Source organism: Peribacillus sp. B2I2 (genome assembly GCF_041261685.1).
GTDB lineage: Bacteria > Bacillota > Bacilli > Bacillales > DSM-1321 > Peribacillus.
Genome location: NZ_JBGCCB010000001.1, coordinates 3263113 through 3275735, shown reverse-complemented (window position 1 = coordinate 3275735; position 12623 = coordinate 3263113). Strand labels below are relative to the sequence as shown.

Annotated in this window: 13 protein-coding genes; 7 read left to right on the top strand and 6 right to left on the bottom strand. The window is 36.5% G+C overall.

Translation table 11 applies throughout. The annotated features are described in order from the left end of the window. Positions 1-87: 87 nt before the first annotated feature. Positions 88-825, top strand: coding sequence for a polysaccharide deacetylase family protein (locus ABIE66_RS16160; RefSeq protein WP_370015474.1), 738 nt, complete (start codon positions 88-90; stop codon positions 823-825). Positions 826-1330: 505 nt separating this feature from the next. Here ABIE66_RS16160 and ABIE66_RS16155 read toward each other — a convergent pair. After that, positions 1331-1516, bottom strand: coding sequence for a cell wall hydrolase (locus tag ABIE66_RS16155; RefSeq protein ID WP_370017061.1), 186 nt, complete (start codon positions 1514-1516; stop codon positions 1331-1333). Between the two features lie 78 nt (positions 1517-1594). After that, positions 1595-2212 (bottom strand): cell wall hydrolase, encoded by a 618-nt coding sequence (locus tag ABIE66_RS16150; protein ID WP_370015472.1) that lies wholly within the window; start codon positions 2210-2212, stop codon positions 1595-1597. Between the two features lie 547 nt (positions 2213-2759). Here ABIE66_RS16150 and ABIE66_RS16145 point away from each other — a divergent pair. Beyond that, positions 2760-3239, top strand: coding sequence for an SRPBCC family protein (locus ABIE66_RS16145; protein WP_289325460.1), 480 nt, complete (start codon positions 2760-2762; stop codon positions 3237-3239). Positions 3240-3428: 189 nt separating this feature from the next. Beyond that, positions 3429-4703, top strand: coding sequence for an IS110 family RNA-guided transposase (locus ABIE66_RS16140; RefSeq protein WP_370015471.1), 1275 nt, complete (start codon positions 3429-3431; stop codon positions 4701-4703). A 600-nt stretch (positions 4704-5303) separates the two neighbouring features. Here the strand turns inward: ABIE66_RS16140 and tatA are convergent. From tatA to ABIE66_RS16120, 4 genes are all read right to left on the bottom strand, one after another. Beyond that, positions 5304-5555: a twin-arginine translocase TatA/TatE family subunit gene (gene tatA / locus ABIE66_RS16135; RefSeq protein WP_289325459.1), complete on the bottom strand. Its 252-nt coding sequence runs from the start codon at positions 5553-5555 to the stop codon at positions 5304-5306. A gap of 74 nt (positions 5556-5629) precedes the next feature. After that, positions 5630-5836, bottom strand: coding sequence for a transcriptional regulator (locus ABIE66_RS16130; protein WP_370015470.1), 207 nt, complete (start codon positions 5834-5836; stop codon positions 5630-5632). Between the two features lie 125 nt (positions 5837-5961). Further along, on the bottom strand, positions 5962-7131 hold the full coding sequence (locus ABIE66_RS16125; protein WP_289325457.1) for a ZIP family metal transporter: 1170 nt from the start codon (positions 7129-7131) through the stop codon (positions 5962-5964). 15 nt (positions 7132-7146) lie between these two features. Then, the gene (locus tag ABIE66_RS16120; protein WP_370015469.1) at positions 7147-8163 is read right to left on the bottom strand and encodes a multicopper oxidase domain-containing protein; all 1017 of its coding nucleotides are present in this window, start codon (positions 8161-8163) and stop codon (positions 7147-7149) included. 622 nt (positions 8164-8785) lie between these two features. On the opposite strand from ABIE66_RS16120, the gene ABIE66_RS16115 reads away from it, so the two are divergent. From ABIE66_RS16115 to ABIE66_RS16100, 4 genes are all read left to right on the top strand, one after another. After that, the gene (locus tag ABIE66_RS16115) at positions 8786-9133 is read left to right on the top strand and encodes a VOC family protein (protein WP_370015468.1); all 348 of its coding nucleotides are present in this window, start codon (positions 8786-8788) and stop codon (positions 9131-9133) included. Positions 9134-9371: 238 nt separating this feature from the next. Continuing rightward, positions 9372-9638 carry a hypothetical protein gene (locus tag ABIE66_RS16110; RefSeq protein WP_370015467.1) on the top strand — a complete coding sequence of 89 codons (267 nt, stop codon included), beginning with the start codon at positions 9372-9374 and terminating at the stop codon, positions 9636-9638. Positions 9639-10212: 574 nt separating this feature from the next. Then, the gene (locus ABIE66_RS16105) at positions 10213-10653 is read left to right on the top strand and encodes a hypothetical protein (RefSeq protein WP_289325454.1); all 441 of its coding nucleotides are present in this window, start codon (positions 10213-10215) and stop codon (positions 10651-10653) included. Positions 10654-11041: 388 nt separating this feature from the next. After that, complete coding sequence (locus ABIE66_RS16100) at positions 11042-12289, top strand: dicarboxylate/amino acid:cation symporter (protein WP_289325453.1); 1248 nt, start codon at positions 11042-11044, stop codon at positions 12287-12289. Positions 12290-12623 lie beyond the last annotated feature (334 nt).

Here is a 12623-nt window from a genome sequence, read left to right as displayed (position 1 = left end):
CAAATATGGGAGAAATGATAATAGAACTATGCTTTTGAGGCACAATAAATTGAAAAGATATAAAAAGAATGCAAAGCGAGGAATTTTATGGAAAAGGTTGTAATGTTTTTCCTATGTCTGCTTATCTTAATTCTTCCATCACAAGTTTTTGCTCAACGAAAAGTACCTATTTTAATTTATCATTCGATTGACGAGTTTACTGGGCATGGTTCTAAGGAGCTATATGTAACTCCTGATAATTTCCAGAAACAAATGATTTATTTAAAAGTCCATGGCTACACATTATTAACTTTTGATCGTTGGCAAGACATTAATAAAGAAAATAAACCCATTTTCATTACCTTTGATGACGGATACAAAAACAATCTGAATGCATTTGCTATCTTTCAAAAACTTGAAAACGAACGTTTTAAACCAAGTGGTACCATTTTTGTTATTTCTGACTTTATCGGTCGTTCAAACCGTTTATCGAAATCGGATTTAAAAATGATGGCTGATTCGGGTATAATCTCAATCCAGTCTCATACTGCTACACATCCTGATTTGACGGAAATAAAAAATTATGAATATGAACTGAAAGGGTCCAAAGATAAAATTCAAAAAATAACAGGCAAACCAGTTAATGCTCTTGCGTATCCATACGGAAATTTCAATGACAAAGTCGTAGAAGAAACGAAGAAATATTATTTATTTGGACTTACGACAACTCCTGAACTATTTTCTGAGAAGGGCATTAAAGACGAACTTTATCTTTTACCACGAATTTATATCAAGTATTCAACTACTCTTGATGACTTTGCAAAGATAGTTGAAAGCGGTTCCTAAACCAGGTAATCGCTTTTTCTTTTGGAACCAAGGGAAAAGTACTTAATATTGTTTATAAGCAAATGGGTACGGAAATAAGGAAAACATCAAATATAATTCAAAAGTTTAAGGAGATAGATATTGAACTAATTGGGTGATTTATATTGATGTTCTTTAAAAACAATGGAGTGGATGAATACCACCTTCGTGTGTCACCAAGTAACAAGCAAGCAATAGCTTTTTTAAAAAAAAGCAATGCTAGAACTTAAATTTGAGTTAGGTGTGAAAGTAATTAGAATGAAAGGTACAATTTAACTTTCACTCGTTTCAACTAACGGGTGCGTTAGCTGAAGCTCGGAGCTGTCTTTAAGGCAGCTTTTTCTTATGGGAGTGCCGCCAAGGGTACCGCAAAAAAGGTCGGGCAACTACTGCTCGACCTTTCAACTATACCCCACTACATAGTTAATGGATATTTATAATACGAAACTATAAAAATATCATTCCTCAATATGTATGTAGATTAGTTTTACTTTGCAAATAAGTGGTTGCCTATTCTAATGACTGTTTCCCTAGTGAAAATCCATTCATCTGTTGCCGAGGAAGGATTATAATAATAAACAGAACCATGAGTAGGATCCCAACCTTGTAATGCATCAATAACAGCTCGATAAGAATGGGAGTGCGGGCAACTACTGCTCGACCTTTCAACTATACCCCACTACATAGTTAATGGATATTTATAATACGAAACTATAAAAATATCATTCCTCAATATGTATGTAGATTAGTTTTACTTTGCAAATAAGTGGTTGCCTATTCTAATGACTGTTTCCCTAGTGAAAATCCATTCATCTGTTGCCGAGGAAGGATTATAATAATAAACAGAACCATGAGTAGGATCCCAACCTTGTAATGCATCAATAACAGCTCGATAAGAATAGCTATTTGGGGTCAAATAATATTGCCCATCATGTACAGCTGTAAAAGCATTTGTCTGGAAAATAACATCGTAAGTATTTTTAGGAAAACCTGGCGTTGACATTCGGTTCAAAATTACTGCAGCGACAGCTACTTTTCCTTCATAAGTTTCTCCTCGAGCTTCTCCATGAACAACCCTGGCCATCATTTCAATACTATGTAATTTTTGTTCTGTTTGGAATCCAAAAACTCCATCTGGTAATAGTCCAGAATCTAGTTGAAGTTGATTCACTGCATGATCAGTAATTGAACCATAATACCCTGTTGGTTGACTGTTAAAGTAACCCATTTTCTTTAAATTTTCTTGTAAGTCATAAACTGCTTGTCCTTGACTTCCATTGTGTAAAATTTCTTGAGCAAAGATTGAATTTGGTATAAAAAACATGAAACAAATAAAAACAACAAACGACATTTTTTTTACATTTAACATCAAATAATACCACATCCTTCGATTCATTTTCCTACTATTCTACTTTAACATACAAGAAAAATAGATTTATCTTACATTATTCCTATTTTAAATTCCTATTTTAAACCAAAATTTGAAAAAAATTTTCAGGCAAATTTGTCTGTTTATTAGGTACCGCCTATTGCCATCAAGCTAAGAAAAAGGATTATATCCAAAACGAAAAATAAGCTAATCTTTCTGTAAATGCTACTGAAGATAGCTTTTTTCGTTTTGGGGTATAAAGAAGTTTTAACTTGATGGGCATGCGGCAAGACCCCTTATGGAACTATCGGGGGGGCAGGGTAGTTGAAGAGTGCTGTTTGATCTGTATTCAACAATTGGGCCAGATTGTTAAAAAACACGAAAATGATTTTATTATTTTTTTAGTTATATAAATGTTTGGTAAAATAATAGCATGAACACAATTATGAGTATTGTTGATGATTTTTCTGAGCCTATGCAAACTTTAATTTTTGTGAATTAGTGATGAATCTCAAGGCTTTAAGGATAAAAGAAGGAGGATTAAATGATGAATGAATTTGGTACACTACATGAGTCAAACGGTCGTTATGCTTTAAGATTTGAACGATTTTTTCCTCATAATCCAGAAGATGTTTTCCTTGTCATTACGAATCCTAGTTACTTCTCCCAATGGTACCCTTTTGCCACAGGGGAGATGGATCTCAGACTTGGTGGCCAGATTGCCTTCGATGACGGTGAAGGAACGACATATAACGGTACCATTACAGAGTTAGAAAAGCCATATTTATTTGGTTTCCGTGAAGTTGATGATCTGATAAACATTTCATTGCAGGAAGAGGATAAAGGGTGTCGAATGATCTTTACCCATACTTTTAACGATGATTCATGGGCAGTTAATACCGCGGCAGGATGGCATAGGTGTCTGGATGTATTGGTCCAAATCGTCAATGGTAAACCAATTAAGTGGCACGATAACTCAACTAAGCTGCGTAAAATCTATAGTGAAGTATTTAATATGGAACGTTAAAAGAATATAAAAAGTTATTCCATTATAGGGCGCGATTCTGGAAGAAGATTCGCTTTTCTTAATGAACTAACAGGTGCGTTAGCATTCCTGTAGATCGTTAAATATCAGGTTTGAAAAAAATAGAGCCCCTCAGTAAGATACGAGTATAGAGACCAATCTAACTCAAAACCTTAAGGAGGAAGCCCTACTATGAATTTTAAAATGCAAAACAAACAAAATCAACTAATTGAGAGAATTACGGATCAACATCTAGTTGTTGGTGTGGATATTGCCCAACACGTACACGTGGCCCGTGCAGTAAACTATCGGGGCATTGTGGTCGGAAAACCTTTGTCTTTTCAAAATAACGAAGAAGGTTTTACTAGCTTACTAAACTGGATCAAGGAACTAAAACACTTGAAAAACTTAGACACCACGATAGTCGGAATGGAACCTACCGGTCATTATTGGATAAACCTTTCAAAGTGGCTAGTCAAACAAAACATGGATGTTGTTACGGTCAATCCTCACCATGTCAAAAGAAACAAAGAAAATCGTGATAATACGCAATCCAAAAGTGATAAAAAAGATGCCCTTGTCATAGCTGATATGGTGAAGAATGGCTACTATGCCATCGTTCGTTCCACTTCAGAATCATTTGAAAAACTTCGTGTCCTTATGGCTAACCGAGATGTGATCGTTAAGCGTCTTGTTAGCTCCATCAACCAAATTAATCGCTGGGTGGATGTTGTCTTTCCCGAGTTCCGGGAAGTGTTTAAAGACGTATCATGTAAAGGGGCAATCGCAACCCTACGCCTCTTTCCTACCCCAGCTGAATTATGTTCCTTACAGCCTCAAGATATCGTAACCGGGTGGAAATCATGTATGAAGCGACATTCCGGGCATAAAAAAGCCCATGCCCTGCATGCGTTGGCCAAGCGTTCAATTGGTACGAAACAAGCCCTTGATGCGTATAAACTTCACTTGGGACAGTTATTAGAGGAATATGATCTCGCTTCATCCCAACTCGAAAGAGTGACGCAAGAAGTCACAAACGTCTTGGAACAGATTCCATTCGTTAAGCCATTACTTGCCATTAAAGGAATTAGCGAGATTTCACTAGCGGGCATCTTAGGAGAAGCTGGAGATCTAAGTGGGTTCGCTCACGGGAATGCGCTCCTTCGTCATGCAGGATTGCATCTAGCTGAAGCAAGCTCTGGGAAGTGGAAAGGCCAAATTGTTCTTTCCAAACGTGGAAGATCACGCCTGCGGCGTTACCTTTTCCTTGCGACCATGAGTCTGGTGATGAATAACCCTGAGTTTAAAGCCCTACACTCGAACAATGTTAAAGTGAAGAAGATTAAGAAAATGAAATCCATCATGAAACTATGTGGAAAACTTGCCCGTGTTCTAGTAGGGATTGCTCGTAATGGCTCTGCCTATAAACCGGAAATGGTCTTCCCTCTTGAACAACTAGCAGCGTAAATTTACATTCACATTGTTATTAACGAAAGTTGGCTTATTCGTAGGATTTCACAGAAAGCACGAAGTACTGGATGTAATGAACAAAAGGGCAATGACCCGTTCCGTTAGCAAAACCGGCCTCCACCCCTTGGATAGGTATGACGAAGGAATGAAAGGGCATATGATTATGACCCGTTGAGACATGGGAGGGAAAGCCTCCAGGGGCAACGTGGAAAATGCGTGCAGCATATGTAATAATATGGGATTTTTAATGGATCCCCTATTTCAATCTGCCCTCATCTTATCAAAACGGTCCTATCTCTTTCGTTCATCTAAAGCAACCTATACCATGTGGTATGAAATCCTGCGAATAAGCGAGTATTCGTGAGCATTATCTATTAAACTGAGGGAGTTCATTAAGAAAAAGTAAAAAAGTCGATTCCTATAACGTAAAGGAGATCGACTTTTTATGTTAGAATTCTTTTAGCGTATAAAATTTCAGAAATGGGCGGTATAGCTTGCTACTACCGATTGTAAACGTATACTTTTTTGTTGATATTCTAAAAATCAAAAAGCAGGAACGATTTTAAATTTTTAGGCATCACCTCATCTTTTTTACAATTAAAGGTGATCTTTGGTTGAATCAAAAAGTGGATCACCTGATTTATCCTGCTTCTTTTTATCTGTTGTTAACTCAGGATTTTCCCAATCTTCTTTATCTTCATCAGATACTAATCCCTTGGTTGCACCCTTGAATTCAGTTAAAGTACGTCCAAAGGCTCTACCGATTTCCGGCAGCTTTTTAGGTCCAAAAATAATCAAGGCAATGACAAGTATTAAAATTAAACCTGGTATACCTATACTTTGAAACATAATGCTTCCCCCAAGTAATTAAATTTTGTAATTCCTTTTAAATCATTTTTAGAATAACTTCAGTAAAAAAATCGTTAAAATCCAATATACTTATCAAGTTTTTTTAAGCCCTGATTTATTTTAATTACCGTTGAAGTTTTTGGTCGATAGTTCGAATCGCTACATAATTTTGAAATTGTACCTCTACTTATATTTGATGCTCTTTCTAACTCTAATTCATTTATGTCTTTTTGTTTATCCACCCATCTACCAAAATTACTTCTTTTTTTACCAAGTCTCATCACCATTGACGCTCCTTTTAATTAGTTTTAGCAGCGTTGGTTAATTTTTAATTCAACAATGTTGAACCCACAGCTCTACCAAGTTCGGGAATTGTTTATGGGTCCAAACAAGATTAAGGCATCCCTTAAAATTTCACAAAAAATGCAGTAAAGTACATGATTAATAGTCCAATCGCGAAACCAGAAAGGTTTAACCATGAAACAGATGCTTCATTATGTTTTCTATGATCTTCAATGAGCATTTTTGTTATTACATATATTACTTGAAGAATGGCCCCTGCTCCAATACCAAGGAATAAAGCTCCCCAAATTGGTGAGAAGATGAATCCGCCCACCCATGTACCCGCAATGGCGGGTGCACCTGCGATAACTCCAAGTAATAGAAAGTCTCTAAATCGAGGTGTGGCCTTTAATAAAGGAGCAGCGATTCCAATCCCTTCCGTGATGTTGTGAAGGGTAAACCCTATGATTAAAAAGGTTCCTAAAGCAGCTTCACCTAGTGCAAAGGAAGAACCAATTGCCAAACCTTCTCCAAAGTTATGAAGGCCAATTCCGGTAGCCATTAACAAAGCCAGACCAAAAGGTGAATATCCTTTCCTTTCTTGTTTTCTTTGTTGATACTGATCAAAGCCGATCAATAATAAAAAGGTTAAGGAAGCCCCAATTATGACAACCATATTCCCCTGAAATACAGAAGGTGCTTCTGCACCAATTTCAAATCCATCAGCCAGTGTCCCGACAAATAAGAATAAAAGGAGCCCAACGGTAAGAGCAAGAATCCCATTTATAGATTTTCGTGAGAAACGTTTCATAAATGGATACCACAACAACCCCAATGTGATCGGGACAATTCCAACGTAAAACCCGATTAAGCCGTAATTAAGGAAGTTGCTCCAGGTGGTTTCTGGAGTGAGTGTGGCAGCTGCAACTTCACCTTCCGTGATAATGCCATTCTCTGTGATTAACTTAATGGTATGTGGATCACCTTCCACCCATGGGTAAGAGATGGTCACCTTTCCCTCATCAAATCGTTCAAGTTTTGCTTGAGGAGAGACATTGTAATTCCACACCGAATCATTAACCATCACTTGAGAAATCGTTAAGGGTTTGGGTCCGGTATTACTAACAGATAATTCGAAACCGATTTTAGTTACCTTGATGCGTTCAATGTTCAAGACTTCTATCGGTGCTGCAGGATCTTTTTCTACACCTGCTCCATTTTTCAGCACCCATCCTAGCACCCCTATAAGTAATACTAACGGTATTAAAATAGTAATTAACCATTTGCCCTTCATATTATCCCTCCTTTTTTACTCGACCTCAAAGAATCCCATCCAGCCTAACTCAGCAAATTCACTTACATGGGCATGAAACATATATGTTCCCTTGTATGGAAAACGAACTTCAATAATTCCACGTTCTCCCTGACATTGCATGATGGTATCTGTGAACTGAGAGGGGTTATCGTTTCTGCCGGTTGGATAGTACGTAAAGTAATTCGCATGCAAATGAAACGAATTTAATAAGTCGAATTCTGTTAAATTACTTAGATAGATCCTTACGAGTTGATCTTTTTTGATTTTAATAGGGTGATTCATAAATGCGAAGGCATAGCCATTCACCGTATAAAACTCGTTTTCGCCGTCTAAATCCAAATCAAATCCATTCATAACCATGTTTAACTCTAAAGCCGGCTCTCTTGGCTTCTTAGGATCAATAATAAAATTACCGTATAAGCCTTTATGGATATGGCGGGCTAGGGGGAGTACATGGCAATGGTAAATTTGTAATCCGTATGGCTTCGCTTCAAATTCGTATGTGAATTTTTGTCCAGGATAAATAGAAGTTAAACCGTCCATCTCTGGAGGATGGATTCCGTGAAAATGAATAGAGTGGGGGTGGCTGCCCTGATTAATAAAGTGAAACCGCAAAAGGTCCCCCTCGGTACAACGAAAAGATGGTCCTGGAATTGTTCCATTATAAGTCCAGCCTGGAAATTTAATTCCTTTGGCAATTTCGATTTCTTTATCAATTGCCACTACGTCATATTCCCGGAGTGTTTGACCGTTGGGCAGCTTGGTAACTTTTCCATAATCAAACTCAGTAAGGAGCCGTTCTGCCATTTTGTAACCTGTGGTTTTTGTTTTATCACTCATATTTGCATGATTGGAATGATTGCCATTCTTGTGAGACGAATTATTGGATGCCTGAGCCATAGTTGGAAATTGTGCCATTTTATTCAAGTAATAAGATCCAGCTACTCCAAACGCACCTGCAGTCCCCATCTTTAAAATATCTCTGCGGGAAACCTTTTTCTCATCCGACATTATTTGACCCCCTTCTAAAAAGTTTCCCAAAGGAAACTTTTTGTTGTATAAGCTATACTTTAAGTTAGGTACAAGTTTAATGTCAACTCTTTTTTTCAGAATACTTCGTATACGATGACAAGCATGCATGGATCTGATAAAGGTGGATGAATAAAGATCCATCCGAATGGTTACAGACGGTATATTGCTGCAAAAAGGGTGGGAATTGATCTAGTCCTTTGCTTATCCATAGGGAATCATCATGGAATTCATAAAAAAACATACAGTTCTACTCTGCTCGACTTGTCATTATAAGTGGGTACATAATGAAACCCATATATCTACCGCACAATGTCCTTCCTGCAAATCATTGGAGTATCAAAAATTATAAGCCCATAATAAGAGTTGAATATGTACGTTAGTAATCGTGCAAGAGTCACAAATCAACTGTCATTTTGGCAGCTTTTATTGTTTCACTAACGGGCAGTTTAGTTTAATAAGAAAAGGTTTTTATATGACGGATAGAGAACTTCTTATGCAACAAACGGGGCAATATAGTTGAAAAAGGAACTTAAATGTAAATCTCGAATATCTAATGTAATCGGATAGCTAAAAATTTGATGACAGACAGGAGTTAGATACGATGATAAAAGGTTTCGGAGGAATATTTTGGAGAACTAAGAATCTTGAAGTTGTAAAAAAATGGTACAGTGAAGTGTTGAAGATTGAAATGGAAAATTGGAATGGGACGGTGATAAAACCCCAATTAGAAAATGAGACTATCTTTTCTTTCTTTACCGAGAATGACAGTTATTTTCCAACAGAACAACAAGTGATGTTAAATTTCCAAGTACATAATCTAAACGAGACTATTAAGCACCTTGAACATATTGGTGTATCTCTTGCAAAGAAAAAAGAGATTAGTGAATTTGGAAAGTTTATTTGGATTGAAGATCCTGAAGGTCGACTGGTCGAGCTTTGGGAGAAATAACGAGTTGTAATTCATTTGCTATTGAGCTAACAGGTGTGTTAGCTGAAGATCGGAGCTGTCTTTAAGGCAGCTTTTTCTTTATGCAACAAACGGGGCAGGTTAGTTCCATAAGGAATAACTTGGTTTTGTAAAGCCAGTATACGGAGAGAAGGCTGGGAACAAACTTACGGATCTGCTTAAGGAGCATATTGTTATTGCGGGAAAGATTGTAGATGCGGCTAAAAGCGGAAATAATGCCTTGGTGCAACAGCTAAACAAAGAATGGTATAGAAATGCTGATGAAATAGCCGCTTTCCTTAGCGGTGCCAACCCCTATTTGAAAAATGAAGATCTAAAAAATTTGCTGTATATGCATCTGAAATTAGTGACAAATGATTTAACTGCATGCTTAGCAAAAGATTGGAACGCAAGGATCGTTTCAATTGACGAAGGGGTCACACATATAATCCTAATGGCAGATACTATCTCTGCGGGAGTTGTAAAACAGTTTCCGGATAAGTTTTAAAAAAAATCTTAAGAATCTTCCAGCATTCTGTTGGAGATTCTTTCATTATGAGGGGCATTTGCTTATTTTTATACAACTGGTTCATACAAATAACACGATGTTTGTGTAACTGCATTATTGCTCTAACTGTCCCGTTACTTTAAGTACATTCCTTCTCAATCTCTATTTTTAACATAAATATCTAAATTAACAACCAAGTGTAATTCAATTATCTGGCCCGATTGCGGAACAAAAATAAACATCGCTTCAGCATCATGCGTGTTAGTCAATAAAAGTGTAAACAACCTAGGCATTTAGCAAGTTTATCAAGGGATGTACTTAAATAAAAAGGTGAGTTAGCTTAAGATTGGAGCTGTCTTTAGGCAGCCTTGTTGAATAAGGAAAATGATCATTAGTGATGAAAATATTCTTTTTATAGTACGTAAGGGGCAGTAAAACTCAACAAAGATATTCGTTTGAAATATAGGTAAATTATGGTGTTGTGATTGATGAAATTGACGCAAACAAAAGATGTTTGAACCTAAGAAGCTTTGGTCATTTTTAACTATTTTAATAGTCAGTTTATTCTGATATTATGGAAGGGATAAAGATTGGAGGAGGAAATAACATAAAAAGCTTATTTTCAATCTTAAGTACCTTTGTGTTGGTTCTGGCAGGTGGAATGGTATTATGTACTTCTTCTGCACAAGCAAGTGTTCCTCAGTATTCTTTTCAAACAGAAGATGGAAAATGGGATGGTGAAATTGGAAATCCTAACATAGGTAGTGACCTAGAGGTAGAACTAGTTTCCCCAATCTATTTAAAGACCTCTTCTGGAAGTAAGTTATTGACTAATTATAGTAACTTATGGTCTCGTCTCTGCAATGCTAGTACTGGAAAGTGCACAGGCTATCATAGTTTAGCAGGTGGAAAGACATTATTCACAGGTATGAAAATAGGTAAATTCTATGTTGATGTGAAAGATGGATATTCTTCTGGCAAAGTATATGGAAAACTACAAATTATTTTCAAATAACTTGTATTACTTGCTACTCATTCTTAATGGGTAGCTTTTTATATCAAAAGTTTCTAATATAAATTAATATCTAAATATTTTTGTATAATTTACTAAAATTAATTAACACTGACCTTTTTTGTGTTGGAAGTGCATTTACTATTCGAATGGGATTAATAATTAATTCTTATAACTTTATAGTAATTCAGTATTTTACTGAATTACGAGAAAATGATACAGTATTTTCTATATTTACAAATATTTTTAAATGGGAGGTTATTCATAGAATATGTATAAAAGCTATTTCTTCTTTCTCATTCAATAGTCAAATGAGAAAGGAATGATCTACTCTATTTATTGACATATTGTGTAATGATGCTATTAATCTTTCGTTCAGGGAGGACAACTTATGAAAAAGTTTTTTGCTTTTCAAGTGTTAATTGCATTGTTTATTGGAGCACTTATCGGACATTTTTTTCCTGTACTTGGCCAATCTTTAAGACCAATTGGCGACGCTTTTATTCATCTCATTAAAATGATTGTTGTGCCTATTGTTTTCACTACTATTGTCATTGGGTCATCAGGCGACGGAAACATGAAAAAAATGGGTTCATTAGGACTTAAAACAATTATATGGTTTGAATTTATTACCACTCTGATTCTAGGTATTGGTCTTTTACTTGTTAACATTTTAAAGCCTGGTGATGGGCTTAATTTGTCCCATCTTGCCCAGAAAGATATAACACAATTAAATGAAAGCGTTACCAAAGTTGTCGATTTTAAAACGATGCTTGTTAACATCATTCCAAGCAATATTGTTGATGCGATGGCAAAAAGTGATTTATTAGCTGTTATATTCTTCGCTATTTTATTTGGTGCAGCTGCTGGAGCAATTGGTAAAAAGTCAGAGCCGGCAATGAAGTTTATGGAATCAGTTGCAAATATCATGTTTAAACTGACACAAATGGTCATGGTAACCGCACCGATTGGTGTACTATCTCTCATGGCCGCCTCTGTAGGTCAGTATGGTATCGCCCTATTAATCCCTATGGCAAAGTTGATTGGGGTTGTGTATCTTGGACTTGCTATTGTTATTTTCGTTCTGTTTCCAATAATTGCTTGGTTCTTGAAGATTTCTTACTTTAAAGTGTTTCGAATGGTATGGGATTTGTTCCTTATCGCTTTTTCTACAACAAGTACGGAAACCATTCTGCCTCAGTTAATGGATCGAATGGAAGCATACGGTTGTTCGAAACGTGTTGTTTCATTCGTTATTCCTTCTGGGCTATCACTGAATTGTGATGGTTCGACATTGTATCTTTCTGTTTGCTCTATTTTCTTGGCACAAGCATATGGCATCCCGATGGATTTTGGCCAACAGTTGATTGTAATGGGTGTTCTTGTTGCAACGTCAAAAGGAATTGCTGCTGTTCCATCCGGTTCGCTGGTTGTCCTTTTAGCCACTGCCTCAGCAGTAGGGCTTCCTGCAGAAGGCGTTGCAATTATAGCAGGCATTGACCGTGTGCTGGATATGGCACGTACTGCTTGTAATACTCCTGGACATGTTCTCGCTTGTATTGTGGTTTCGAAGTGGGAAAAAGAGTTCCGTCAGGAAGAATGGAAAGCTCAAACCGAACAGTCAAGCGTTCAGGCATAAGATTAAGATAAAAGGAGCACACATGTTTTTGTTGTTCTCCGTCAAATGTTGAGGTGATGGTCTTCGGACCTCACCCTTTTTCATGTAAATCCTCATCCTTTTAAACCTTTGGGCTATTAAAACCTATTACGGTGCAGGTGATAAAATAAGAGAATCGATATGGAGGTAGCGCATTGAAAAAAATGCTGGGTTATTATCAGTTTTCCTTTTTAATGATATGAGTAACTAATTTTTTTGTTTAGCACCTGTTGTTGATTTTATTGGAAATCATATTTTCTTAATAACGATTTCAGTATTTATAGTCTCTTTAATACTAGCTTTCCTGTAAAAAAGG

Bases quoted from the DNA above. Each gene is read 5' to 3' on its own strand.
- ABIE66_RS16160 (WP_370015474.1), top strand. From the start codon at position 88: ATGGAAAAGGTTGTAATGTTTTTCCTATGTCTGCTTATCTTAATTCTT.
- ABIE66_RS16150 (WP_370015472.1), bottom strand. From the start codon at position 2,212: ATGTTAAATGTAAAAAAAATGTCGTTTGTTGTTTTTATTTGTTTCATG.
- ABIE66_RS16145 (WP_289325460.1), top strand. From the start codon at position 2,760: ATGAATGAATTTGGTACACTACATGAGTCAAACGGTCGTTATGCTTTA.
- ABIE66_RS16140 (WP_370015471.1), top strand. From the start codon at position 3,429: ATGAATTTTAAAATGCAAAACAAACAAAATCAACTAATTGAGAGAATT.
- tatA (WP_289325459.1), bottom strand. From the start codon at position 5,555: ATGTTTCAAAGTATAGGTATACCAGGTTTAATTTTAATACTTGTCATT.
- ABIE66_RS16130 (WP_370015470.1), bottom strand. From the start codon at position 5,836: ATGAGACTTGGTAAAAAAAGAAGTAATTTTGGTAGATGGGTGGATAAA.
- ABIE66_RS16125 (WP_289325457.1), bottom strand. From the start codon at position 7,131: ATGAAGGGCAAATGGTTAATTACTATTTTAATACCGTTAGTATTACTT.
- ABIE66_RS16120 (WP_370015469.1), bottom strand. From the start codon at position 8,163: ATGTCGGATGAGAAAAAGGTTTCCCGCAGAGATATTTTAAAGATGGGG.
- ABIE66_RS16115 (WP_370015468.1), top strand. From the start codon at position 8,786: ATGATAAAAGGTTTCGGAGGAATATTTTGGAGAACTAAGAATCTTGAA.
- ABIE66_RS16105 (WP_289325454.1), top strand. From the start codon at position 10,213: ATGGAAGGGATAAAGATTGGAGGAGGAAATAACATAAAAAGCTTATTT.
- ABIE66_RS16100 (WP_289325453.1), top strand. From the start codon at position 11,042: ATGAAAAAGTTTTTTGCTTTTCAAGTGTTAATTGCATTGTTTATTGGA.